The organism is Streptomyces sp. NPDC103540 (genome assembly GCF_055584445.1).
The window spans coordinates 337,752-362,197 of record NZ_JBVJMA010000001.1; the positions used below are offsets into that span (position 1 = coordinate 337,752).

Annotated in this window: 20 protein-coding genes; 9 read left to right on the forward strand and 11 right to left on the reverse strand. The window is 71.4% G+C overall.

Annotated elements, in window-relative coordinates:
- Positions 1 to 18 precede the first annotated feature (18 nt).
- A complete protein-coding gene (locus tag ACZ6ZI_RS01530) occupies positions 19 to 1,200 on the forward strand; it encodes a sensor histidine kinase (protein ID WP_469515767.1) in 1,182 nt (393 codons plus the stop codon).
- A gap of 30 nt (positions 1,201 to 1,230) precedes the next feature.
- Here ACZ6ZI_RS01530 and ACZ6ZI_RS01535 read toward each other — a convergent pair whose 3' ends face one another.
- The 5 genes from ACZ6ZI_RS01535 to ACZ6ZI_RS01555 form a co-directional block, all read right to left on the reverse strand.
- The gene (locus ACZ6ZI_RS01535) at positions 1,231 to 2,043 is read right to left on the reverse strand and encodes an endo alpha-1,4 polygalactosaminidase (RefSeq protein WP_469514334.1); all 813 of its coding nucleotides are present in this window, start codon (positions 2,041 to 2,043) and stop codon (positions 1,231 to 1,233) included.
- A complete protein-coding gene (locus ACZ6ZI_RS01540) occupies positions 2,040 to 2,699 on the reverse strand; it encodes a spherulation-specific family 4 protein (protein ID WP_469514337.1) in 660 nt (219 codons plus the stop codon). The genes ACZ6ZI_RS01535 and ACZ6ZI_RS01540 overlap by 4 nt, the downstream gene beginning before the upstream one ends.
- A 44-nt stretch (positions 2,700 to 2,743) precedes the next feature.
- Positions 2,744 to 4,339, reverse strand: a complete 1,596-nt coding sequence (locus ACZ6ZI_RS01545; RefSeq protein WP_469514341.1) for a hypothetical protein — start codon at positions 4,337 to 4,339, stop codon at positions 2,744 to 2,746.
- Complete coding sequence (pelF, locus tag ACZ6ZI_RS01550) at positions 4,336 to 5,850, reverse strand: GT4 family glycosyltransferase PelF (protein WP_469514344.1); 1,515 nt, start codon at positions 5,848 to 5,850, stop codon at positions 4,336 to 4,338. The genes ACZ6ZI_RS01545 and pelF overlap by 4 nt, the downstream gene beginning before the upstream one ends.
- Before the next feature lie 128 nt (positions 5,851 to 5,978).
- Positions 5,979 to 8,009 carry a hypothetical protein gene (locus tag ACZ6ZI_RS01555; RefSeq protein ID WP_469514347.1) on the reverse strand — a complete coding sequence of 677 codons (2,031 nt, stop codon included), beginning with the start codon at positions 8,007 to 8,009 and terminating at the stop codon, positions 5,979 to 5,981.
- A 356-nt stretch (positions 8,010 to 8,365) separates the two neighbouring features.
- Here ACZ6ZI_RS01555 and ACZ6ZI_RS01560 point away from each other — a divergent pair, with 356 nt between their 5' ends.
- From ACZ6ZI_RS01560 to ACZ6ZI_RS01585, 6 genes are all read left to right on the forward strand, one after another.
- Positions 8,366 to 9,901, forward strand: a complete 1,536-nt coding sequence (locus ACZ6ZI_RS01560; RefSeq protein ID WP_469514350.1) for a leucyl aminopeptidase — start codon at positions 8,366 to 8,368, stop codon at positions 9,899 to 9,901.
- 312 nt (positions 9,902 to 10,213) lie between these two features.
- The gene (gene lpdA, locus ACZ6ZI_RS01565) at positions 10,214 to 11,602 is read left to right on the forward strand and encodes a dihydrolipoyl dehydrogenase (protein ID WP_363056951.1); all 1,389 of its coding nucleotides are present in this window, start codon (positions 10,214 to 10,216) and stop codon (positions 11,600 to 11,602) included.
- Positions 11,603 to 11,656: 54 nt separating this feature from the next.
- Entirely contained in the window at positions 11,657 to 13,426 is a 1,770-nt protein-coding gene (sucB, locus tag ACZ6ZI_RS01570; RefSeq protein WP_469514354.1) for a 2-oxoglutarate dehydrogenase, E2 component, dihydrolipoamide succinyltransferase, read from the forward strand.
- A 190-nt stretch (positions 13,427 to 13,616) separates the two neighbouring features.
- Positions 13,617 to 14,240, forward strand: coding sequence for a GntR family transcriptional regulator (locus ACZ6ZI_RS01575; protein ID WP_469515772.1), 624 nt, complete (start codon positions 13,617 to 13,619; stop codon positions 14,238 to 14,240).
- A 316-nt stretch (positions 14,241 to 14,556) separates the two neighbouring features.
- The gene (gene aceE, locus ACZ6ZI_RS01580) at positions 14,557 to 17,241 is read left to right on the forward strand and encodes a pyruvate dehydrogenase (acetyl-transferring), homodimeric type (RefSeq protein WP_469514357.1); all 2,685 of its coding nucleotides are present in this window, start codon (positions 14,557 to 14,559) and stop codon (positions 17,239 to 17,241) included.
- A 136-nt stretch (positions 17,242 to 17,377) separates the two neighbouring features.
- On the forward strand, positions 17,378 to 17,896 hold the full coding sequence (locus ACZ6ZI_RS01585; protein ID WP_363056957.1) for a DUF4240 domain-containing protein: 519 nt from the start codon (positions 17,378 to 17,380) through the stop codon (positions 17,894 to 17,896).
- Positions 17,897 to 17,924: 28 nt separating this feature from the next.
- Here ACZ6ZI_RS01585 and ACZ6ZI_RS01590 read toward each other — a convergent pair whose 3' ends face one another.
- Positions 17,925 to 18,695, reverse strand: coding sequence for an SDR family NAD(P)-dependent oxidoreductase (locus ACZ6ZI_RS01590; protein WP_469514361.1), 771 nt, complete (start codon positions 18,693 to 18,695; stop codon positions 17,925 to 17,927).
- Positions 18,696 to 18,780: 85 nt separating this feature from the next.
- Here ACZ6ZI_RS01590 and ACZ6ZI_RS01595 point away from each other — a divergent pair, with 85 nt between their 5' ends.
- Positions 18,781 to 19,434, forward strand: coding sequence for a TetR/AcrR family transcriptional regulator (locus ACZ6ZI_RS01595; protein WP_469514364.1), 654 nt, complete (start codon positions 18,781 to 18,783; stop codon positions 19,432 to 19,434).
- A gap of 64 nt (positions 19,435 to 19,498) precedes the next feature.
- On the opposite strand, the gene ACZ6ZI_RS01600 is transcribed toward ACZ6ZI_RS01595, so the two are convergent.
- Positions 19,499 to 19,801 (reverse strand): hypothetical protein, encoded by a 303-nt coding sequence (locus ACZ6ZI_RS01600; RefSeq protein ID WP_469514367.1) that lies wholly within the window; start codon positions 19,799 to 19,801, stop codon positions 19,499 to 19,501.
- A 152-nt stretch (positions 19,802 to 19,953) separates the two neighbouring features.
- Positions 19,954 to 21,363, reverse strand: coding sequence for a type I glutamate--ammonia ligase (gene glnA / locus ACZ6ZI_RS01605; protein ID WP_363056965.1), 1,410 nt, complete (start codon positions 21,361 to 21,363; stop codon positions 19,954 to 19,956).
- Positions 21,364 to 21,547: 184 nt separating this feature from the next.
- Here glnA and ACZ6ZI_RS01610 point away from each other — a divergent pair, with 184 nt between their 5' ends.
- The gene (locus ACZ6ZI_RS01610) at positions 21,548 to 22,015 is read left to right on the forward strand and encodes an RDD family protein (protein ID WP_363056967.1); all 468 of its coding nucleotides are present in this window, start codon (positions 21,548 to 21,550) and stop codon (positions 22,013 to 22,015) included.
- 204 nt (positions 22,016 to 22,219) lie between these two features.
- Here ACZ6ZI_RS01610 and ACZ6ZI_RS01615 read toward each other — a convergent pair whose 3' ends face one another.
- The 3 genes from ACZ6ZI_RS01615 to lipA all read right to left on the reverse strand — a co-directional run bounded on the left by ACZ6ZI_RS01615 (position 22,220) and on the right by lipA (position 24,409).
- Positions 22,220 to 22,918 (reverse strand): DUF4191 domain-containing protein, encoded by a 699-nt coding sequence (locus ACZ6ZI_RS01615; RefSeq protein WP_469514373.1) that lies wholly within the window; start codon positions 22,916 to 22,918, stop codon positions 22,220 to 22,222.
- 9 nt (positions 22,919 to 22,927) lie between these two features.
- Positions 22,928 to 23,125: an SCO2195 family GlnR-regulated protein gene (locus ACZ6ZI_RS01620; RefSeq protein WP_363056973.1), complete on the reverse strand. Its 198-nt coding sequence runs from the start codon at positions 23,123 to 23,125 to the stop codon at positions 22,928 to 22,930.
- 330 nt (positions 23,126 to 23,455) lie between these two features.
- Positions 23,456 to 24,409, reverse strand: coding sequence for a lipoyl synthase (gene lipA / locus ACZ6ZI_RS01625; protein ID WP_469514377.1), 954 nt, complete (start codon positions 24,407 to 24,409; stop codon positions 23,456 to 23,458).
- Between the last annotated feature and the right edge of the window lie 37 nt (positions 24,410 to 24,446).

Genomic DNA, 24,446 nt, shown 5'->3' on the forward strand with positions numbered 1-24,446 from the left:
GCCCCCACCCGGCAGTGGATGCGGGCCCACCCGCTCGCCACCGACGCCGTGCTGGCCCTCGGGGCGCTCGTCTCCATGGTCGTCGGGTCCTTCGCCGATCCGCACGGACCGCACGGGCCCACCTTCGGGAGCCGCACCCCCGACCCCTTCTCGCTGCTGCTGATGCTCCTCGGCGCCGCCGCGCTCGTCCTGCGACGCCGCCGGCCGCGGGCCGTCCTCGCCGTCACCTGCGCGCTGTCCCTGCTGGAACTGACCACCGGCGAACCGCGGGCGCCCGTCGCGATGTGCACGGTGATCGCCCTGTACACGGTGGCCGCGCGGACCGACCGACCCACCACCTGGCGCGTCGGCCTGCTCACGATGACCGGGCTGACCGGGGTGGCCATGCTCGCCGGGCCGCTGCCCTGGTACGCGCAGGAGAACATCGGGATCTTCGCCTGGACCGGCATGGCCGCCGCCGCCGGCGACGCGGTGCGCAGCCGCCGGGCCTTCGTCGACGCCATACGGGAACGGGCCGAACGCGCCGAACGGACCCGCGAGGAGGAGGCCCGACGGCGCGTCGCGGAGGAACGGCTGCGCATCGCCCGGGACCTGCACGACGTGGTGGCCCACCACATCGCCCTGGTCAACGTGCAGGCGGGGGTGGCCGCACACGTCATGGACAAGCGGCCCGACCAGGCCAAGGAGGCCCTGGCCCACGTACGGGACGCCAGCCGGTCCGCGCTGAACGAACTGCGGGCGACGGTGGGCCTGCTGCGCCAGTCCGGCGACCCGGAGGCCCCCACCGAACCCGCGCCGGGACTGGACGTCCTCGACGGGCTGCTCGACACCTTCCGGCACTCGGGGCTGCCGGTGGAGGCGGTCGTACAGCTCGGGCCGGAGCGGACGGCCGAGCCGCTGCCGGCGGCCGTGGACCTGGCGGCGTACCGGGTGATCCAGGAGGCGCTGACGAACGTGAGCAAGCACGCCGGTCCGGGCGCGCGGGCCGAGGTCAGCGTGGTGCGGGTGGGTTCCTGCGTGGAGGTGACCGTCCTGGACGACGGGGGCACCTCCGCCGACTCCTCGCCGGGGGCCTCGGATCCGGGCGGCGGCCACGGGCTGCTGGGGATGCGCGAGCGCACGGGCGCGCTCGGCGGCTCCTGCTTCGCCGGGCCCCGCTACGGGGGCGGATTCAGGGTGCACGCGATCCTCCCCCTGTAGCGGCGCCGGCCGCGGGTCCGCGGCGGCCCCTCAGCAGGCCTTGCGCCAGGGGCCCAGCTCCAGCTTCTTCTCCAGGGAGCTGAGCCTCAGCTCGCGCGAGCGGGCGCAGAAGCGGGACGTCGGCAGTTCGTACTCCACGTGGAAGACGGCCTTGCCGGCCTCGATGAAGGGGGTCAACCGGTCGCATTCGTCGTACTGGGCGCACTGCTCGTTGACGGCGAAGTCGAAGTCGCCGACGAGCTGCGGGATCTGGTCCAGGTCGTTCTTGAGTCCGACGGCCATCCCCCGGTCGTGGGCGAGGCGGGCGATCATCCGGTTGAACCGGAGCTGGTCGTCGGCGGTGACGGGGAAGCCGGACGAGTTGAGGTAGGCGTCCATGTTGTCCGGTTCCACCGCGTCGAAGCCCTTGTCCCGGCACATGTCGAACCGTTCGGCCATGATCGGCTCCAGCTCGGCGATGCCCCGGATGTCGAGCCAGCGCTCGCCCTTCCAGCCGTTGCCCTCGCCGAGCAGCGCCTTCGGGAACCGGTCGGCGTCGGAGCGGAAGTCCTCCCAGGCTCCGGCGGAGATGTAGCAGATGGTCCGGCGGCCGTCCTTCCTGAGCCGGGCGACCTCCTCCTTGGTGGTGTTGAAGCCGTCCACGTCGTAGACGGGCACGTCCACGGAGGGGTCCAGCCGGCCGGTGAGCTGCCACTGCCAGGCGGTGCCGGGTCGGGGCTGCCAGCGCTCGCCGGGCGCCGGGTCGGGCCGGGGGCCGGGGCCCTCGTCCTCGTCCGGCTCGGCGCCGCAGGCGGCGGTCAGTAACAGCAGCGCCGCGACCAGGACGGCGGTGAAACGCTTCATCGGGACGTCTCCAGGGCGTACGGGAGGGTCCCCCAGGGATGCGCGCCGGTGCCGGGCACCGCGCAGTGCACCCCCGCCCGCCGCTCGGCGGCGAGTTCGGCGGCGGGTGCCCCCGGCGGCACGGCGTACACGAGGTGGCAGAACGTCCCGGCGGGGTGGTCGGCGGTCCAGGCGGGCGGCGCGGCGGCCGCCTCCCGGTAGGCGTCCCAGGGGCCCTCGAAGGTGACGAGGAGGTCGGCGAGCGGTACGTACCCGGGGTGCGGGTGCACGCCGTGGTTCAGGACGAGCGTACGGGCCCCCGCCGCCCGGGCGGCGACGGCGAGGCGCCCGTAGTGCGGCAGCAGTTCCGGATCGGCGGCGGCCTGGTCGAGGAAGGCGCCGTCGGTGGCGTACCAGTCGCGGTGGCGCACCAGGTCCTGGACCACGGCCGCGTGCGGGCGCCGCCCGTAGTCGGTGTCGACGTAGCCGAGGACGGGCACGCCGGCGTCCGCCAGCCGGGCGGCGACGGCCGCGAACCGTTCGTCGGGGGCCTCGCCCGGCCCGCTGTCGGGGTTGAGGACCACCGAGTGCACGAGGCCGGTGCCCGCGCGCTCGATGAGCCGCTCCCACTCCTCGGGACGGTCGGCGGGATGCTCGTAGAGCGGTACCAGGAGCACGGGGTCCTTCTCCTCACGGGAACGGGGGTCTGGCGCGGTGGCGGTCAGCGGTGTGCGGTGGCGCGGCCCAGGAGCAGGCAGACGAGCACGGCCAGGGCGCAGGCCGCGCCGGCCGCCACCGTCACCTGGACCGCGCCCGGCCGGCCGAAGCCGACCAGCAGGGCCAGGCTCTGGACGACGGCCGCCGAGGCGCAGACCACGGCCGCCGGGCGGACCGCGCCGAAGGACTGGAGGAGCAGCCCGGTCCACATGACGGCGCCGAGCAGCAGCAGGGTGGCCACGCGCGGGCCCGTCAGCCCGGGGGCGTCGGGCCACAGCAGGGTCCCGGTGACGCCGAGGACCAGCAGCACCGCCAGGTAGAGCGCGAGGCAGCGGGCCAGGGTGACGAGCATCCGCCGCCGAAAGGCCCGCGGCGACCGGGCTCCGCGCAGCCCCGCGAGGCTGCCGCTGCGGAAGCGGTGGAGCAGCCATTCGGCGGGGCCCATGCTGAGGGTGAGGGCCACGGCGGAGGGTGCCGCGACCGCCTCGGCGGGGCCTCCGGCGAGAACCTCCCCGAGGGCGGCGTACAGCACGAGCAGGCCGGTGCCCAGGCCGAAGACCCCGTAGGGCACCGAGTCGCCGATGCGGGGGCCGCGGCGGGCGCGGTCCTCCTCGGCGCCGCGCAGCATCCGCCAGCGCACCGGCCCGCCCTCGCCGGGGCGGCGCCGGAGCCGCTCGCGCAGCCGGCGCCGGGCGGCCCGCAGCCCCCGGGCGAGGGGAAGTTCCCGTACGGCCAGGACGCAGGCGGCCAGCAGGGACACCAGCAGGAGCCCGATCCGTACCGGCACGGGCGGGTCCGCGACGAGCGCGAGCAGCGCCCCGGCGGCCATCGGGCCGAGCGCGGCGAGCAGCACCCGTTCCCGGCCCAGGACGAGCAGGACGGTCGCCGCGCCGACGTACAGGGCCTGGCCCGCGGCGAAGGCGTACGAGAACGGCGGCCCGCCCGGCACCGCGCACGCGGCGGCGGTCCCGAGCAGGGCCCCGACGGGGGCGCCGACGAGCAGGGTGCGGCCGGCGGCGGCCCGGTCGCCGAGGCCGAGCCAGGAGTAGGCGCGGTGGGACAGGGTCTGGTCCCACACCCAGCCGATGAGCGCGCCGGCGAGCAGGGTGAGGGTTCCGGCGGGGAGCCCGAGCCGGTCCGGGGGCCCTTCGAGGAGGGGGGCGCCGAGGACGTAGGCGAGCCCCGGCAGGGCGAAGATCACCCCGCGCAGCAGGCAGGCGGTGAGGGAGACCCTCCAGGGGTCGGGGACGCGGTCGGGCTCCGGGAAGGAGCGGGGCACGCGGGCGTAGAGCTCCTCGGCGAGGGCGAAGGAGTCCCGGCGGCCGTAGGTGAGCCGGATGTACTCGTCGTTCATCCCGTCGGATTCCAGGACGGCGGCGATCTCGTCGGGGTGGACGGCGGCGGAGACGAACGCGTCGAGGCGTTCGGCGAGTTCGTCCATCGGGTCGGCGGCCGTGCCCGCGGGCCGCGGCCGGAGCGGCGCCGTGAGGGTGTCGGTACGGAGGTCGGCCGCGCCGCCGGCGCCGTGGGACGCGCGGTGGCCGAGGCGGACCCAGCCGCCCTCGGGGCCGGGGGGCTTGAGCCAGAGGGATCCGCTCACCACAGGCTCCCGTCGGCCGCGAGTTCCCGGTACCAGGGGTCGGCGAGGCGCTGCGTCCAGTCGTCGCCCGCGTGGACGGGCAGGACGGGCTGGCCGGCGAGTTCGCGGTAGATGTGCCGGAAGCCGTCGACGGACTGGTGGAGGGTGAACTTCTCCACCACCCTCCTGCGGGACATCCGGCCCAGCTCGGCGCGGCGTTCGTCGTCGCGGAGCAGGGCGAGGGTGGCGCGGGCCATGGTCTCGGGCTCGCGGGGCGGTACGACGAGCCCGGTGTCCCCGACGGCCTCGCGGACCCCGCCGACGTCGGTGGAGACGGTGGTGCGGCCGCAGGACATGGCCTCGATGATGCTGAAGGGGAAGCCCTCGCTGATGGAGGAGAGCATGACGACGCTGCCGGCCGCGTAGGCCCGCGCGACCTGTTCGACGCGGCCCTCGTAGGTGATGCCGTCGGTGACGCCCAGTTCGGCGGCGAGCTTCTCCAGGCGGATCCGGTAGTCCTCGCAGCCGGCCGGGACCGGGCCGAAGAGGCGCAGGCGCAGGGCGGGCAGCTCGGCGCGCATGAAGGCGTAGGCGCGGATGAGGGTTTCGAGGTCCTTGATGGGGTCGATGCGACCGCACCAGCTGAGGGTGGGCACCTCGGGTTCGGGGCCGGCCTCGGGGAAGGCGTGCGGGTCGACGCCGTTGTAGACGGTGCGGATGCGTTCGGAGTCGGCGCCCCCGCGTTCCTCCCAGCGGCGGTTGTACTGGTTGACGGGGGTGATCAGGTCGGCCTGGCGGTAGCCCTCGGTGTTCAGCTCGCGGTAGAAGCCGAGCATCAGGGCCTTGACGGGCCAGCGTTGGGCCGCGGTGCGGTAGCCGAGGTAGCGCTCGCGCAGGTAGATGCCGTGCTCGGTGAGCAGGAACGGTACCCCGTCGAGGCGTTTGGCGGCGAGGGCCGGGAGCGTGGCGAGGCCGCTGCTGACGGCGTGCGCGACGCTGTCGGGCGGGATGCGCACGGACAGCGGGCGCAGGGCGTGTTCCAGCAGGTCGGTGGCGGTGAGCGCGTCGTGGATGGTGGGCTTCGCCTCGGCGGTGGGCAGCCCGGGGCGGGTCCACACCTCCATCAGCAGGCGCAGCACCGACTCGGAGCGCAGGGCCGGGGCGAGGCGGCCGGCGCGGGCGAGGCGGGTGAACTCGCCGAGGGCGTCGGAGAAGGTGCCCCGGTCCGGGTCGACGAGGGAGAGCAGGAAGGCTTCGTACGTCTCGTGGAACAGGCGGCGGGCCTTGCCCCGCAGGGCGAGCCGGCGGGTCCGGGACGGGGGCGGGCCCCAGAGCGGCACGGCGGTGTGCCGGTAGACGTTGCGCGGCAGTTCCCAGGTGACCGGCTCGCGACCGGAGCCGGTCAGGGCTATGACGTTGAAGTCGACTTCCGGCATGCCGCGGACCAGTTGGTCGCACCAGGTGCTGACGCCTCCGTGGACGTGCGGATAGGTTCCTTCGGTGAGCATGGTGACGTGACGCCCATGGCTCATTTCGGTGTGTCCCCCCAGGACTCTCTGCTCTGTGTCGGGCTCGGTTCGCCTCCGGGGGCGCGACGGTCTGCCCGCCGCACCCCCTTCGGCTCACTCGCCCGTGCGATGTGTGGTGGTGCGGAGGTGGATCAGCTGGGCAGGCGGAGCGTCACCGCGCTCTGGAGCAGCGCGGGGCCGGTCCAGCCGGAGAGGTTCCCGGCGTAGGCGGCGCCGAAGTCGGTGGTGCCGAGCAGCAGCTGCTTCTTCGTCCCGTTGGGCGCGGTGATCGGGGCGAGGACCCCGGCGGGCGCCTTGACGGTGACGTCCTTGCCGATCTTGTAGGCGGTGACCTGGCCCGCGGCGAGCGCCTTGTCCCAGGCGGTGCGGCGGGTCAGTTCGAGACCGGTGTCCTTCATGCTCTGGTTGACGATCGGCGCGGAGGCCGCGTACAGGGACCGGTAGGTGTCGAGGACCTGGTTGAGCACGGGGTAGAGGGTGCGGTCCTCGGCGAGGTTGGACTGGTGCACGTAGTGCGGGCGCGGGTCGTTGGCGAGGACGTGGCGCAGCGCGGTGCGGGCCTCGGCGGGCACGATGGTGCTCAGGTAGCCCGTGTTGACGTCGAGCGGGGCCGGCAGGCAGGTCGAGGTCGCCGGGTTGTCCTCGCAGATGCCGCTGCCGCCGTCGGCCCGGCTGGTGTAGATCCAGTTGTACTCGTCGGCCATCTCCGCGTTGGTGCCCGTGTTGTAGTACACGTTCATCGGGTGGCGGGGGACGGTCAGGGCGGCGCCGACGGCCCGCTGGGCGGGTTCGCGGGAGTTGTCGCTGCCGACCCACTTGACGCCGTTGTCGGCGAGGGCGCCCGCGAGGTTGGGGTTGTCCTGGGGCTGCTGCGGGGCGGTCTTGAGCCCCGAGTGCTCGCCGGTCACCAGCTCGGTGCGGTCGGTGACGATGCCCTTGGACGCGGCCCAGTTGTTGTTGTCGCGGATCTGCGCGGAGATCTCGGCCCGGCTCATCCAGTTGATCGCGCCCTGGGCGTTCTTGGTGCAGGTCCACGGCACGGTGGTGGTGTCCTGCACGCAGCCGAGGAACGGGTGCGTGTAGGTGTGGTTCATCCACCGGTACTTGGCCCGGTCGGCCACCAGCCGGTCCGTCAGGGCGTCGACCCCGCCGTTCTCGGCCTTCCACTCCTCGCCGGCGCCCGCGTTGAAGAGCAGGTCGAGCTTGAAGTTCTTCGACGTCTGCCACTGCGCCGCGTACTGCGCGTCGGCGGCCGTCATCCGGATGGTGCTCTCCTTGCCCTCGCCGCCCGCGCAGGCGTAGTCGCCGGGCGTGCAGTCGAGCTCCTTGTTCCAGCGGGCGTCCGGGGCGAAGACGTCGTCGACGTGGACGGCGAAGTAGTTGCGGCTCTGGCCCAGGTGGACGCCCTGCGTGAGCCACTCGACGATGCCCCGGGCGAGCAGCCGGAACTGCTGCTGGTGCTGGTTGTAGCCGAAGGTGACGACCAGCTCGCTGCGCCCGTCGTGGGTGTACTCGCCGACGAGCGAGGCCCGCCCGGAGCCGACGGGGGCGTCGAGGTAGCTGGTGTAGCCGGCGCGCGGCTTGCCCATGAAGCCGTAGCTCTCGGGCACCAGCGGGGAGTTGTCCTCGAAGGTGACCTGACCTCCGAGGTAGGCGAAGGGGCCCGCCTTGCCGGCCGCGGTGACCGTGGCCGGCGTGCCGTCCAGGGTGCCGCTGAAGCCTCCGTTGTCCGTGTACTCCAGACCCACTCCCGGGTGGGCCCAGGTGTAGGCGTCGACCTGGCGGATCCCGTACGTCGTCTCGTACGCGCTCAGCGCGGTCATCTCGGCGGAGCCCGCGCCGAACGGGTTCTCGTTGGGCAGGACCACGCCCTGGTACTTGGCCCGGGGCCGACCGTCCACGGTGTCGCTGAGGAACGCCGCGTTGATGACCGGGCGCGTGGGGCTGCCCAGGTCGACGCGGGTGAACGGCACTCCGGTGTCGCGCAGCTCGGCGGTGATCGCCTCGACGGAGCTGCCACCGTCGTCGACGACCAGCACCTTCAGGTCGACGCGCGGTGTCACGGCCGCGGCGTGCGCGGTCGCGGCGGGTACTGCCACGGACATCAGAGCTGCCGCGGCCATGGCGGCGGCGACCCTGTTCATCCGGTTCTTGTTGACCATTTCGGCCTTCCCCCCGCAGGCCTCCCCGGTGCCGGCCACAGGCGGAGGGCCGAACGGGTGAGGCTCTGTGGAAATCATGCAAAGGAACCCCGCGTCCCCTTGCGAGAGTGGCTCGATCCTCTCGGACCCCGTCAGGTCTAAGAGGCAAACCTGGAGCAGAGTCCACAGATGGGTGAACCTCGCGGCGCGTTGATCGAACAAGTTGCCAAACCTTCGAGTGACGTACGGGCGAGTACGTGCGCGTAGGCTCGTTTCCGGCGGCCGCCGCGCCGGAATACGATCGCTGCGGAAGCGGCCGGCGATCCCGGTACCACCACCAGCTCCCCATACACAAACGGAAGCGAGACCTCACCACCGTGACTGCTCTGACTCTCAGCACCGCCGGCGCAGCGACGCTGCGCGCCGACGCCCTCGTGGTCGGCGTGGCCAAGGGCCCGAAGGGCCTCCTCGTGGCCGCCGGCGCCGAGGCCGTGGACAAGGCGTTCGACGGAAAGCTCTCCGCCGTGCTCGACGCCCTCGGTGCCTCCGGCGCCGAAGGCGAGATCACGAAGCTGCCCGCACCGGCCGGTCTCAAGGTCCCCGTCGTGCTGGCGGTCGGGCTGGGCTCCGCGCCCGAGGCGGACGAGTCCTTCGACGAGGAGGTGCTGCGCCGCGCCGCCGGCTCCGCCTCCCGCGCCCTGCACGGTACGAAGAAGGCCGCCTTCGCGCTCCCCCTGGACGACGCCTCCGCCGTCACCGCCGTCGCCGAGGGCGCGCTGCTGGGCGCGTACGCCTTCACCGCCTACCAGGGCGGCGAGAAGAAGGCCGGCAACGGCAAGAACTCCGGCCCGAAGCAGCCCCTGGCCGAGGTGGCCCTGCTCGGCGCCAAGCCGCGCGACAAGGAGCACAAGGCCGCGGCCGAGCGCGCCACGATCGTCGCGACCGAGGTCAACATCGCCCGTGACCTGATCAACACCCCGCCGAACGACCTCACCCCCGAGGCCTTCGCCGCCGTCGCGTCCGCGACCGCGAAGGAGAACGGCATCAAGGTCCAGATCCTCGACGAGAAGGCCCTCGTCAAGGGCGGCTACGGCGGCATCATGGGCGTCGGCAAGGGCTCCGAGAACCCGCCGCGCCTGGTGAAGCTCACCTACACGCACGCCAAGGCGGAGAAGAGCCTGGCCTTCGTCGGCAAGGGCATCACCTACGACTCGGGCGGCATCTCCCTCAAGCCGGCCGGCCACAACGAGACGATGAAGTGCGACATGGCCGGCGCCGCCGCCGTCTTCGCCGCCGTCGTCGCGGCCGCGAAGCTGGGCCTGCGGGTCAACGTCACCGGCTGGCTCGCGCTCGCCGAGAACATGCCCTCCGGCTCCGCCACCAAGCCCGGCGACGTGCTGCGCATGTACAGCGGCAAGACCGTCGAGGTCCTGAACACCGACGCCGAGGGCCGTCTGGTCCTGGGCGACGCGCTGACCAAGGCCTCCGAGGACAACCCGGACGCGATCGTGGACGTGGCGACCCTGACCGGCGCGATGGTGCTGGCCCTGGGCGACCGCACCTTCGGGATCATGGCGAACGACGACGCCTTCCGCACCTCGATCCACGAGATCGCGGAGGAGGTCGGCGAGTCCTCCTGGCCGATGCCGCTCCCCGAGGACCTGCGCAAGTCCATGGACTCCCCCACCGCCGACATCGCCAACATGGGTGTCCGCATGGGCGGCGGTCTGGTGGCCGGCCTCTTCCTGCGCGAGTTCGTCGGCGAGGGCATCACCTGGGCCCACCTGGACATCGCGGGTCCGGCCTTCCACGAGGGCGCCCCGTACGGGTACACCCCCAAGGGCGGCACCGGCTCGGCCGTGCGCACCCTGGTGCGGCTCGCCGAGCGCACCGCCACGGGCGACCTGGGCTGACGTACCGGTCCGTGAGACGACCGGTGTGACGTGCGGAACGCGCCCCGGGACCCGTTCGTGGTCCCGGGGCGCGTTCGCTCTGGAAGAAACCTTGAGGATCAGTAGGTTTCTACGCAGCGGTAACCCTCACTTCGGACGGAACGACCGTCCACACCCGGGGCCCGGCGTCCCGCGTTCCCCCGACAAATGCGAAGATGGGTTCTCGGCAGGACAGGGCCCCCACCACAGGGCCGAAGAAACAAGCGGCCGATTACCAGCCGCCGCCCGGTCACAGAGGACCGGTGCCCGGCGCACATGCATGGAGGACGTGACGTGGCGAACGACGCCAGCACCGTTTTCGACCTAGTGATCCTCGGCGGTGGCAGTGGCGGTTACGCCGCGGCTCTCCGCGCATCCCAGCTGGGTCTCGACGTTGCGCTGATCGAGAAGAACAAGCTCGGTGGCACCTGCCTGCACAACGGCTGCATCCCCACGAAGGCTCTGCTGCACGCCGGTGAGGTCGCCGACCAGGCGCGCGAGGCCGCCCAGTTCGGTGTCAAGGCCTCCTTCGAGGGCATCGACATCGCGGGCGTGCACAAGTACAAGGACGAGGTCATCTCGGGCCTGTACAAGGGCCTCCAGGGCCTGGTCGCCTCCCGCAAGGTGACGTACATCGAGGGTGAGGGCCGCCTGTCCTCCCCGACGTCCGTCGACGTCAACGGTCAGCGCGTCCAGGGCCGCCACGTCCTGCTGGCGACCGGCTCCGTGCCGAAGTCGCTGCCGGGCCTGCAGATCGACGGCAACCGCATCATCTCCTCGGACCACGCGCTGGTCCTGGACCGCGTCCCCGAGTCGGCGATCGTCCTGGGCGGCGGCGTCATCGGCGTCGAGTTCGCCTCGGCGTGGAAGTCCTTCGGCTCCGACATCACCGTCATCGAGGGCCTCAAGCACCTCGTGCCGGTCGAGGACGAGAACAGCTCGAAGCTGCTGGAGCGCGCGTTCCGCAAGCGCGGCATCAAGTTCAACCTCGGCACCTTCTTCGACAAGGCCGAGTACACCGAGAACGGCGTACGCGTCACCCTCGCCGACGGCAAGACCTTCGAGGCCGAGGTGCTGCTGGTCGCGGTCGGCCGCGGCCCGGTCTCGCAGGGCCTGGGCTACGAGGAGCAGGGCGTCGCGATGGACCGCGGCTACGTCCTGGTCGACGAGTACATGCAGACCAACGTGCCGACCATCTCGGCCGTCGGTGACCTCGTCCCGACCCTCCAGCTGGCGCACGTCGGCTTCGCCGAGGGCATCCTGGTCGCGGAGCGTCTGGCCGGCCTGAAGGCCGTCCCGATCGACTACGACGGTGTCCCGCGCGTCACGTACTGCCACCCCGAGGTCGCCTCCGTCGGCATCACCGAGGCCAAGGCCAAGGAGATCTACGGCGCGGACAAGGTCGTCGCCCTCAAGTACAACCTGGCGGGCAACGGCAAGAGCAAGATCCTCAAGACCGCGGGCGAGATCAAGCTCGTCCAGGTCAAGGACGGTGCCGTGGTCGGCGTCCACATGGTCGGTGACCGCATGGGCGAGCAGGTCGGCGAAGCCCAGCTGATCTACAACTGGGAAGCCCTGCCCGCCGAGGTCGCGCAGCTCATCCACGCGCACCCGACCCAGAACGAGGCGCTCGGCGAGGCCCACCTGGCCCTGGCCGGCAAGCCGCTGCACTCCCACGACTGATTCGTCACGGGCGCGACGACCACTTCCGCACTTTCGTAAGGAGCAACAGAAACCATGTCGGTTTCCGTAACCCTTCCGGCGCTCGGCGAGAGCGTCACTGAGGGCACTGTCACCCGTTGGCTGAAGGCCGAGGGCGAGCGCGTCGAGGCCGACGAGCCGCTGCTCGAGGTCTCGACCGACAAGGTCGACACCGAGATCCCCTCCCCCGTCTCCGGCATCCTGGCCTCCATCAAGGTCGCCGAGGACGAGACCGTCGAGGTCGGCGCCGAGCTGGCCGTCATCGACGACGGCTCCGGCGCCCCGGCCCCGGCCGCCGCCCCGGAGGCCGAGACCGTGGTCGCCGAGACCCCGGCCGCCCCGGCGCCCGCCGCCGAGGCCCCGGCCGCGCCGGCTCCGGCCGCCGAGGCCCCCGCCGCCGCCGCTCCCGCCGCGTCCGGCACGGATGTCGTGCTGCCCGCGCTGGGCGAGTCCGTCACCGAGGGCACCGTCACCCGCTGGCTGAAGTCGGTCGGCGAGACCGTCGAGGCCGACGAGCCGCTGCTGGAGGTGTCCACCGACAAGGTCGACACCGAGATCCCCGCGCCGGTCGGTGGCACCCTGCTCGAGATCCTGGTCGGCGAGGACGAGACCGCCGAGGTCGGCGCCCGTCTGGCCGTCATCGGTGTCGCGGGCGCGGCTCCCGCCGCCGCCCCGGCCGCCGCCGCTCCGGCCCCCGCGGCCGCTCCGGCTCCGGCCGCTCCGGTCGCCGCCCCGGCTCCGGTCGTGGCCGCGCCCGCCGCCGCCGCTCCGGCGCCGGCCCCGGTGGCCGCTCCGGCCGCCCCGGCCCCGGTGGCCGCTCCGGCCCCGGTCGCGGCTCCGGCGCCCGTCGCCCCCGCCGCTCCGGTCGCCTCCGGTGACGAGGGTGCGTACGTGACCCCGCTGGTGCGCAAGCTCGCCTCGGAGTCCGGCGTCAACCTGTCCTCGGTCACGGGCACCGGTGTCGGTGGCCGCATCCGCAAGCAGGACGTCCTGGCCGCCGCCGAGGCCGCCAAGGCCGCCGCGGCCGCCCCGGCTCCGGCCGCCGCCGCCCCGGCCGCGAAGGCTCCGGCCGCCGCGGTGTCCGAGCTGCGCGGTCAGACCGTCAAGATGACCCGCATGCGCAAGGTCATCGGCGACAACATGATGAAGGCCCTGCACTCGCAGGCGCAGCTCAGCTCCGTGGTCGAGGTGGACATCACCAAGATCATGAAGCTGCGCGAGAAGGCCAAGGCCGGCTTCCTCGCCCGCGAGGGCGTCAAGCTGTCCCCGATGCCGTTCTTCGTCAAGGCCGCCGCCCAGGCGCTGAAGGCCCACGCGGTCGTCAACGCCCGGATCAACGACGACGAGGGCACCATCACCTACTTCGACTCGGAGAACATCGGCATCGCCGTGGACTCCGAGAAGGGCCTGATGACCCCGGTCATCAAGGGTGCCGGTGACCTCAACCTGGCGGGCATCTCCAAGGCCACGGCCGACCTGGCCGGCAAGGTCCGCGGCAACAAGATCACGCCGGACGAGCTGTCGGGCGCGACCTTCACCATCAGCAACACCGGCTCGCGCGGCGCGCTGTTCGACACGGTGATCGTGCCCCCGAACCAGGTCGCCATCCTGGGCATCGGTGCCACGGTCAAGCGTCCGGTGGTCATCGAGACCGCCGAGGGCACCAACATCGGCATCCGCGACATGACGTACCTGACCCTGTCCTACGACCACCGCCTGGTGGACGGCGCGGACGCGGCCCGGTACCTCACGGCCGTCAAGGCCATCCTGGAGGCCGGCGAGTTCGAGGTCGAGCTCGGCCTGTAAGGGTCCCCGCGCACGGCCCGTGCCGTCGATCGCGGCGCCCCCGCCCGGATTCGTCCGGGCGGGGGCGCCGTCGTTGTAACGAGCCTCACCCTCAGTCCCCGACCGGGAACGCATCGCAGCAGGCCACGACGGCCGTATTGTCTACGCATCAGGCCCCGCGTGCCCCCACCCAGGAGTTGAAGCGCCGATGATCACCCCACCCGTCGTGCACTCGCTGCGCGAGCAGATCCGCGAGCACATCGTGGAGGGGATCGTCAGCGGCCGTTGGAAGCCCGGGGAGCGGATCGTCGAGCGGCGGATCGCGGTGGAGCTGGAGGTCAGCCAGACGCCCGTGCGGGAGGCCCTGCGCGAGCTGGAGACGCTGCGACTGATCGAGTCGGCCCCGAACAAGGGGGTCCGCGTACGGAACCTCTCGGCGGCCGACCTGGAGGAGATCTACCCGGTCCGGGCCGGCCTGGAGCAGATCGCGGCGGAGCTCGCGGCTCCCCGGCTGGCGGCCGACTGCTCGGCCCTGGAACCGCACGTGGCGGCCCTGTGGGAGGCCGACCGCACCGAGGACGGCACGGCGCAGGTGCGGCACACCGTGGGCTTCCACCGGGAGATGGTCCGGGCGGCCGGGAACAGCGTCCTGCTGCACACCTGGGAGAGCCTGGGCATCGAGGTGTTCACGGCCCTGTCCATCCGCTGGCTGGGTACCGTCCAGAAGTCCTACGCCGAGGAGCACGAGGCCCTCGTGGCCGCCTTCCGTGCCCAGGATCCGGACATCGGGCTGCTGGTGAAGCGGCATGTCCTGGGTTGCGCCCCGCGCGCTTGATCCTTTCGCCGGCGGGCTTGCCGCCGGCCTTTCCCTTACCCTGCGAAACCCCATTTGACCTGGGGTTTTGAGGATTCCTCAAGGGACCCTCCGGTGCCAGGCCCTGTACTGAATCCACCGGCACGGCGTGCCTGCGTTCATGGCACCCGGTGCCGACTTTCGTCACAGCGACATTTATTCGTCACTTTTATTTGATCGATCATCGATCAGCGCTTTACAGTCGACGCGGACCCCACCCGGGCCCATCGACCCTGTCCTGCCCGTCAGGGTTTTCTTCACCACCTCCTCTCCTTTGTCCGGAAGGCGGCGCACACCGATGTCCGACCCCGTAGGAAAGCTTCCGAGCGAGCTCGACCAGCTCCCGGACCGCGACACCGAGGAGACCGCCGAATGGGCGGCCTCCCTCGACGCCGTCGCAAAGGCCGCCGGTTCGCGCCGCGCCGAGTACCTGCTCCGCCGCACCCTCCAGCACGCCGAGGCCGCAGGCCTCGCCCTGCCCAAGCTGCTGGAGACGGACTACGTCAACACCATCCCCACCTCCGCGGAACCCGAGTTCCCCGGTGACGAGGCGATGGAAGCCAGGATCACCGCCTGGAACCGCTGGAACGCGGCCGCCATGGTGACCCGCGGCTCCAAGTACGGCGTCGGCGGCCACATCGCCACCTTCGCCTCCGCCGCCTGGCTCTACGAGACCGGCTTCCAGCACTTCTTCCGCGGGAAGGAGGCCGACGGATCGGGCGACCAGCTCTACATCCAGGGCCACGCCTCCCCCGGCATCTACGCCCGCGCCTTCCTCGACGGACGCGTCTCCGAGCAGCAGCTCGACAACTTCCGTCAGGAGTCCGGCGGCAACGGCCTGCCCTCCTACCCGCACCCGCGGCGCCTGCCGTGGCTGTGGGAGTTCCCCACGGTCTCCATGGGCCTCGGCCCCCTCTCCGCGATCTACCAGGCGCGCTTCAACCGCTACCTGCAGAACCGGAACATCAAGGACACCGCCAACTCGCACGTCTGGGCCTTCCTCGGCGACGGCGAGATGGACGAGCCCGAGTCGACCGCCGCCCTGGCCCTGGCCTCGCGCGAGCAGCTCGACAACCTGACCTTCGTCATCAACTGCAACCTGCAGCGCCTCGACGGTCCGGTCCGCGCCAACTTCCGCGTGGTCCAGGAGCTGGAGGCCCAGTTCCGCGGCGCCGGCTGGAACGTCATCAAGACCCTGTGGGGCTCCGCCTGGGACGAGCTGTTCCAGCTCGACACCACGGGCGCCCTGGTCCGTCGCATCCGTGAGGTACCGGACGCGCAGTTCCAGACCTACGCGACCCGCGACGTGGCGTACATCCGGCAGCACTTCTTCGGCGCCAACGCCGAACTCGTACAGCTGGCCGGCGTCCTGTCCGACGCGAAGATCGCCGAGTGCTTCCACACCTCGCGCGGCGGCCACGAGCCCCGCAAGGTCTACGCCGCGTACAAGGCCGCCCTCGCCCACAAGGGCGCGCCGACGGTCATCCTCGCGCAGACCGTCAAGGGCCACACGCTGGGTGCCGGGTTCGAGTCGAAGAACGCGAACCACCAGATGAAGAAGCTGACGATCGACGAGTTCAAGGACATGCGCGACCTCCTTGGCCTCCCGATCCCCGACAGCGCCTTCGCCGACGGCGTCGTCCCCTACGGCCACCCCGGCGCGGACAGCCCCGAGGTCCGGTACCTGCACGAGCGCCGCGCGGCGCTCGGCGGCCCCGCCCCGGCCCGCAAGGTCCACCACGTGGCCCTGCCGGCTCCGGCCGACCGCTCCTTCGCCCCGCTCCTCAAGGGTTCCGGCAAGCAGGAGATGGCCACCACCATGGCCTTCGTCCGCCTCGTCAAGGACCTGATGCGGGACAAGGAGACCGGCAAGCGCTGGGTGCCGATCGTCCCCGACGAGGCCCGCACCTTCGGCATGGAGTCCCTCTTCCCGTCGGCCGGCATCTACTCGCCGCTGGGCCAGACGTACGAGCCGGTCGACCGCGACCAGCTCATGTACTACAAGGAAGCCAAGGACGGCCAGATCCTCAACGAGGGGATCACCGAGGCCGGCGCCATGGCCGACTTCATCGCCGCCTGCACGTCGTACGCGACGCACGGCGAGCCGATGATCCCGTTCTACATCTTCTACTCGATGTTCGGCTGGCAGCGCACCGCCGACCAGATGTGGCAGCTCGCCGACCAGCTCGGCAAGGGCTTCATCGTCGGCGCCACCGCCGGTCGCACCACGCTGACCGGCGAGGGCCTCCAGCACGCGGACGGCCACTCGCACCTGATCGCGTCCACGAACCCGGCGTCGCTGAACTACGACCCGGCCTTCGCGTACGAGATCGCGGTGATCGTCAAGGACGGTCTGCGCCGCATGTACGGCGAGACGCCGGAAGACGTCTTCTACTACCTGACGGTCTACAACGAGCCGAAGGTGCAGCCCGCGATGCCCGAGGGCGTCGAGGAGGGCATCGTCAAGGGTCTGTACCGCTTCAACACGGCGGCCGACCTGGCGGAGGCGGCCCCGGCCGCCGACGCCGCGAAGATCCAGCTCATGGCCTCGGGCACGGCGATCCACTGGGTGCTGGAGGCGCAGAAGCTCCTCGCCGCCGACTGGAACGTCTCCGCCGACGTCTGGTCCGCCACCTCGTGGGGCGAGCTGCGCCGCGACGCGCTGGAGTGCGACGAGGCGCTGCTGCGCGGCGAGGTCCGCACCCCGTACGTCACCCGCGCGCTGGAGGGCGCCCAGGGCCCGGTCCTGGCCGTCTCCGACTGGATGCGTCAGGTCCCGGACCAGATCAGCCAGTGGGTCGAGCAGGACTACACCTCGCTGGGCACGGACGGCTTCGGTCTGTCCGACACCCGTGAGGGCGCCCGCCGCCACTTCGGTGTCGACGCCCAGTCGATCGTGGTGGCCGCGCTGGCCCAGCTCGCCCGCCGCGGCGAGGTACCGGCGTCCTCCGTCAAGGAGGCCCGGGAGCGCTACGGCCTCTGAGCCCGCGCACCGATCCGACCGCGAGGCGGCCCACCCCTTCGGGGGCGGGCCGCCTCGCGGCGTTCCCGTGCCCGCGCCGCCTTTGGCCGTATGCGCGGTGGCGGCGCCGGTGGCGAGCCGTGATGCTGGAGCGGTGATGGACGAGACGGAGTTCTGGGAGATCGTCGACCGTACCCGCGAGGCCGCCGAGGGCGACCCCGAGGAACACGCCGAGCTGCTCGTGGAGCGGCTGGCCCTGCTCGACCCCGACTCCGTCCTGGACTTCGCCCGACATTTCGAGTCGCGGTACAACCGGGCGTACACCTGGGAGCTGTGGGGAGCGGCGTGGGTGTTGCTGGACGGGGCGAGCGACGACGCGTTCGACTACTTCCGGTGCTGGCTGATCGGCCAGGGCCGGGAGGTGTTCGAGGGCGGCGTCCACGAGCCGGACCGCCTGGCGGAGCTGCTGGGCGAGTTCGACGAGGAGATCGACGGGGACGGCGAGGAGCTGGGGTACGCGGCGGACGAGGCGTACGAGCAGCTGACGGGCGCGGTCGCCCCGGACCTCGGGATCCCGTTGCAGGCGGCCGAGCCGGAGGGCGCCGCGCTGGACTTCGAGGACGAGTCCGTGCTGGCGGAACGCTTCCCCCGGCTCTGGGACCGCTTCCGGGCCTGAGGGGCCGTGGCGCCCCGCACGACACGCCTCAGAAGTGCGTACCGCCGTCGATGCGGATCTCCGTGCCGGTGATGAAGGCGCCGTCCTCGGAGCCGAGCATGGCGACGACGCCGGCCACGGTCTGGGGGCCGGCGAAGCCCTGGCCGAGGGCCGGGGCGAGCTTGGTGAACAGGCTCCAGTCGGTGTCCTGCGGCAGGCCGGGGCCCTCGCCGGTGGTCATGCCGCTCTCGATGGAGCCGGGGGCCACGGCGACGAAGCGCAGGCCCTGCTTGCTGTACTCGGCGGCCAGGGCGTGGGTCATGGACTGGATGCCGCCCTTGCTGGCCGCGTAGGCGGACATGTAGGGGTGGGCGAAGCTCGCCGAGGTGGAGCTGAAGTTGACCACGACGGGCTGGTCGCCGGCGAGGAGCGCCGGGAGGGATTCGCGGATGACCAGGAAGGTGCCGGTCAGGTTGACCGCGATGACCTTGTTCCAGAAGTCGAGCGTGGTCTGGTGGGTGTGCGCGGAGCGCAGGATGCCCGCCGCGTTGACGAGTACGTCGATGCCGGTGAGGGCGTCGACGGCGGCGGCGACCCCGGCCTTGACGGCGGCCTCGTCGGATATGTCGAGGACGGCGGTGGTCAGCCGGTCGGCGTGGCCGTCGGCGGCGGCGCGGTCGGCGGTGGTGGCGAGGCCGGCCTCGTTGACGTCCACGGTGTGGACGCGGCCGCCCTCGGCGAGAATGCGGTGGACGGTGGCCTGGCCGATGCCGGAGCCGCCGCCGGTGATGAGGACTCGGCGTCCTTCGTAACGGTTCATGGGCGAAGGGTACCGAGCACATGGCACGTTTTGCCAGAGTGTCACGCAATGCAATGCCTGGCATCCCGGGCGGTACGCTTCACCCGTGAGATCTCCCCGCCCGTACTCCCCCCAGAGCGGTCCCGGAACCCCGTCGCTGACCGAGCGGCGCAAGGCCGCCACCCAGCTCGACATCGCCCGCGCCGCCTGCGAGCTCTTCGCCGAACACGGCCCCGACGGCACCACCGCCGAGGACATCGCCCACCGCGCCGGCGTGGCCCTGCGCACGTTCTACCGCTACTTCCGCAACAAGCAGGAAGCGGTCGCCCCCCTCCTCGCGGGCGGCGGCGACGCCTGGCGCGCCCTGCTCGCGGAAGAGGATCCCGGCACCCCCCTGGCGGTCGCCCTGGAGCGGGCGGTCACCCGCTCGCTCAGCGACTCCCAGGCCGTGGAGGAGGGCCTCGAGGTCACCCGGGGACTGCTGCGCGCGGCCGCGGCCGACGAGGCGCTACGGGGCGTCTGGTACCGGGTGAACCAGGAGTCCGAGGAGCGCCTGGTGCCGGTGGTGGCCCGCCTGGCCGGACCGGGGGCGAGCGAGGTGTCGGTGCGCCTGGTCGCGGCGGCGGCCACGGACGCGATCCGGGTCGCCCTGGAGGTCTGGTCGGCCGGCGACGCCCCGGTCTCGGGCCCCGGCTCCCCCGCCGACCTGGCGGTCCGCTGCCTGCGCGAGCTGACCGGCGCGATGCCCCTGCTCCGCTGACGCGCGGAACAGGGGCATCGGTCCTACGGCCCTACGGCCCTACGGTGTCCGTCGGTGCGGAGGGTCAGCGCCACCCGCCCCGGTCGTCGTAGTAGTAGCGGCCGTCGTACCCGTCGTCGTACCAACCGCCGTGGCCCCAGTTGGCGTTGTCCCAACGGCCCCAGTCGTCGTCGTAGTTGCGGTGGTGGTCGTTCCAACGGCCGTTCCCGCCGCCGCCACAGTCGTCGTCGTACCAGTGGTCGGAGTAGCGGGAGTCCGAACGCCCGCCCCAACCGCCGTCGTGGGCGGAGGCACTGGTCGCCGGCAACAGCCCCAGGGTGAGCCCCGCGGCTCCGGCGACGACGACTCCAACGATCCTACGGCGCATCTTCATGCACCTCCGAACGTGTCTGGCTTATCGGGCTTTTACGTCGGTATCAACCGTTACCCGGACAGGCCCGGCTGTCAAAAGCAGAAGGCCCCCGCCGCTCTCCGAAGAGAGCCGCGGGGGCCTTCCCTGCCTACGCTGACCTGGGGTTCTTACAGGTCGAAGTAGAGCTCGAACTCGTGCGGGTGCGGACGCTGGGCGATCGGGGCGATCTCGTGCGTGCGCTTGTAGTCGATCCAGGTCTCGATGAGGTCGGGGGTGAAGACACCGCCGGCCAGGAGGTACTCGTGGTCCTCCTCCAGGGCCTTGAGGACGTCCTCCAGGCTGGTCGGGACCTGCGGGACGCTCGCGTGCTCGTCGGGCGAGAGCTCGTAGAGGTCCTTGTCGATCGGCTCCATCGGCTCGATCTTGTTCTTGACACCGTCGAGGCCCGCGAGGAGCAGGGCGGCGAAGGCGAGGTACGGGTTCGACGACGGGTCCGGCGCGCGGAACTCGACGCGCTTGGCCTTCGGGTTCGAGCCCGTGATCGGGATGCGCATGGCGGCGGAGCGGTTGCGCTGCGAGTACACCATGTTGACCGGGGCCTCGAAGCCCGGCACCAGGCGGTGGTAGGAGTTCACCGTCGGGTTGGTGAACGCCAGCAGCGACGGGGCGTGCTTGAGGATGCCGCCGATGTAGTAGCGGGCGGTGTCCGACAGACCCGCGTAGCCGGCCTCGTCGTAGAACAGCGGCTCGCCGTTCGCCCACAGCGACTGGTGCACGTGCATGCCCGAGCCGTTGTCGCCGAAGATCGGCTTCGGCATGAAGGTCGCGGTCTTGCCGTTGCGCCAGGCGACGTTCTTCACGATGTACTTGAAGAGCATCAGGTCGTCGGCCGCGGCGAGCAGCGTGTTGAACTTGTAGTTGATCTCGGCCTGACCACCGGTGCCGACCTCGTGGTGCTGACGCTCGACCTGGAGGCCCTGGGCGTCCAGTTCGAGGGAGATCTCGGCGCGCAGGTCCGCGAAGTGGTCGACCGGGGCGACCGGGAAGTAACCGCCCTTGTAGCGGACCTTGTAGCCGCGGTTGTTCTCCTCGGAGCCGGTGTTCCAGGCGCCGGCCTCGGAGTCGATGTGGTAGAAGCCCTCGTTCGCGGAGGTCGCGAAGCGCACGCTGTCGAACACGTAGAACTCGGCCTCGGGGCCGAAGAACGCGGTGTCGGCGATACCGGTCGAGGCGAGGTAGGCCTCGGCCTTCTTCGCGATGTTGCGGGGGTCGCGGCTGTAGGCCTCGCCCGTGATCGGGTCGTGGATGAAGAAGTTGATGTTGAGCGTCTTGTCCTTGCGGAACGGGTCCAGCCGCGCGGTGGTGATGTCGGCGCGCAGAGCCATGTCGGACTCGTGGATCGCCTGGAAACCGCGGATCGAGGAACCGTCGAAGGCGAGCTCCTCCGCCGGGTCGAACGCTCGCGCCGGGATGGTGAAGTGCTGCATCACACCAGGCAGGTCGCAGAAGCGGACGTCGACGAACTTGACGTCGTTCTCCTCGATGTACTGCTTCACTTCGTCGGCGTTCTTGAACATCCAACTCCTCCTACTCCCGACCCGGGGCAGGGACGGGCTTTATAGCTCGTGGTGCGTCAGTGCGGTGCCGCACGCTGACCCGACCATAAGCAGGCGGGATTTCCCAAGCATGACCCATTTGTTTCGCACAAGTTAACCAGGGTCCCGTCCGAGGGCCCGCAGACACCACCGGTACCGTGGTCGGGTGGACAACAGGCAAGCAATCGGATCCTGGCTCTCCGGCCCCCGTGCGGCCGCCGAGGAGATGGGCGTCGACTTCGGCTATCCGGGCCAGCGGCTCGGCCTGCCCCAGTCGGGGCCCGGCTCGGTGGCCCGCTTCGGACGTCGGATCGGAGCCGTCGCCATCGACTGGATCGGCTGCCAGCTGATCGCATACGGACTGATCACGGGCGGCGACCTGGCCGCCGCCGGCAATTGGACGCTGGGCCTCTTCCTGGCCCTGACCCTGCTCACCGTGAGCACGGTGGGCTTCACCCCCGGCAAGCGGATCCTCGGCCTCCGGGTGATTTCGCAGGACGGCGGCCGCCTCGGCATCCCGCGCGTCCTGCTGCGCACGGCCCTGCTGGCCCTGGTCGTCCCGGCGCTGATCTGGGACCGCGACGGCCGCGGCCTCCACGACCGCCTCGCGGGCGCCCTCCAGGTCCGCATCTAGCGCCGGTCTCCCGCCCGGGGCACCCGGGGGCCCCTCGGGTACCCGCGCCCCGCGCACGGGGCCCGCACGGCGCACGCACGCACGAGAAACGGGGGCGCCCCCGGCCTTCCGGCCGGGGGCGCCCCCGCGTGTATACGAACCGTAGGTACGACGATCGGTCCGCCGGCAGCTCTCGCGACCGGCCCGGGTCCGTCGACTACGGCGTCAGCGCATCTTCCCGCCGCGCGGCATCCGCATGCCCTTCGGCATGGGGCCCTTCGGCACCGGCATGTTGCTCATGAGGTCGCCCATGGCCCGGAGCTTGTCGTTGGCCTGGGTGATCTGGGGGCCCGACAGGACGCGCGGGAGCTTCAGGAGGGTCGTACGGACCTTCTTGAGCGGCACCTCGCCCTCGCCGGTGCCCACGATGAAGTCGTGGACCGGGACGTCCGGCATGATGCGGGCCAGCTTGCGCTTCTCGGCCGCCAGGAGGGTCTTGACCCGGTTCGGGTTGCCCTCCGCGATGAGGACGACGCCCGCCTTGCCGACGGCGCGGTGCACGATGTCCTGGTTGCGGTTCATCGCGACGGCCGGGGTGGTGGTCCAGCCCCGTCCCACGTTGTCCAGTACGGCCGCGGCCGCGCCCGGCTGTCCCTCCATCTGCCCGAAGGCAGCCCGCTCGGCCCGTCGTCCGAAGACGATCGCCATCGCGAGGAACGCCACCAGGAAGCCCAGGATGCCCAGGTAGACCGGGTGGCCGATCAGGAAGCCGATCGCAAGGAAGACACCGAAGGTGACGATTCCCAGGCCCGCGACGATCAGACCGACCTTCGGGTCGGCCTTGCGCGTCATCTTGTACGTCAGGGCGATCTGCTTCATTCGCCCGGGGTTCGCAGCAGTCTCTGCGTTTGACTTCCTCGCCATAGGGCGAGTTTACGTGGCCTGTGGGGTACGGGTGGCCGCGGCCTCGAGTACGTGCTCGGTTTCGACCCGGTCCTTCGCCCTGCGGCGGTCCTCCAGGACCGCGGTCCAGGCGTTGCGGCGGGCACCGCTCATGAGGAGCGATTCGATGCCGCGGACGGCCTGGGTGAAGGACGGAATGGCGATGGCGCGAACGGGCGCGGCCTGCATGATGTCGATCCCTCTCTCGGAGCTCGCATCGGATTGTGTGCGGTGCGTGGACCCAGCGTCACTGACAGGTGTTACCAGGGCGTGACCGGTCGGTCAAATGTGATCGACGCGTTGCAAACACTGACGCGGCCCGCCAGGCTCTTCCTCGAATGAGCCTAGGGGCCGCGCCACCACTTTGTTACCCGGCGGTAAGGGTTTGTGCGTGACTTCACACGGTCCACCGCGTAGCGCGCGTCACACGGTCGCGCGCTTCTCGCCCCGTCGGTCGAGCTCCGCCTCGCCACCGCTTCGGCCGCGTGCCCGCCCTCGTACCTCGAGCGGGCCCGCAACCTACGCTACGGCTCCGCTGCGCTTCTCCATCGCCTGCGTGTAGAGGCGGCCCGCCCGGTAGGAGGAACGGACCAGCGGGCCGGACATGACGCCGGAGAAGCCGATCTCCTCGGCCTCCTTCGCCAGCTCGACGAACTCGGCCGGCTTCACCCAGCGCTCGACGGGGTGGTGCCGCGGCGAGGGGCGCAGGTACTGGGTGATCGTGATGAGTTCGCAACCCGCGGCGTGCAGGTCGCGCAGCGCCTCGCTGACCTCCGCGCGCTCCTCGCCCATGCCGAGGATCAGGTTCGACTTCGTCACCAGGCCGTACTCGCGCGCCTTGGTGATCACGTCGAGCGAGCGCTCGTAGCGGAAACCGGGGCGGATCCGCTTGAAGATGCGCGGCACGGTCTCGACGTTGTGCGCGAAGACCTCGGGGCGGGAGGCGAAGACCTCCTCCAGGAGCTCCGGGACCGCGTTGAAGTCGGGGGCCAGCAGCTCGACCTTGGTGTGGCCGGCCTCGCGGCCCGCCGTCTGCTGGTGGATCTGCCGCACGGTCTCCGCGTACAGCCACGCGCCGCCGTCCGGCAGGTCGTCGCGGGCGACGCCGGTGATGGTGGCGTAGTTCAGGTCCATGGTGACCACGGACTCGCCGACGCGACGCGGCTCGTCCCGGTCCAGGGCCTCGGGCTTGCCCGTGTCGATCTGGCAGAAGTCACAGCGCCGGGTGCACTGGTCGCCACCGATGAGGAAGGTGGCCTCGCGGTCCTCCCAGCATTCGTAGATGTTGGGGCAACCGGCCTCCTGGCACACGGTGTGCAGTCCTTCGCCCTTCACCAGGGCCTGCATCTTCGTGTACTCGGGACCCATCTTCGCCCGGGTCTTGATCCACTCGGGCTTGCGCTCGATGGGGGTCTGGCTGTTACGGACCTCCAGGCGCAGCATCTTGCGTCCGTCGGGTGCGACTGCGGACACGACCGGCTCCCTGTGACTTCGATTCTTCGGCGCCCAC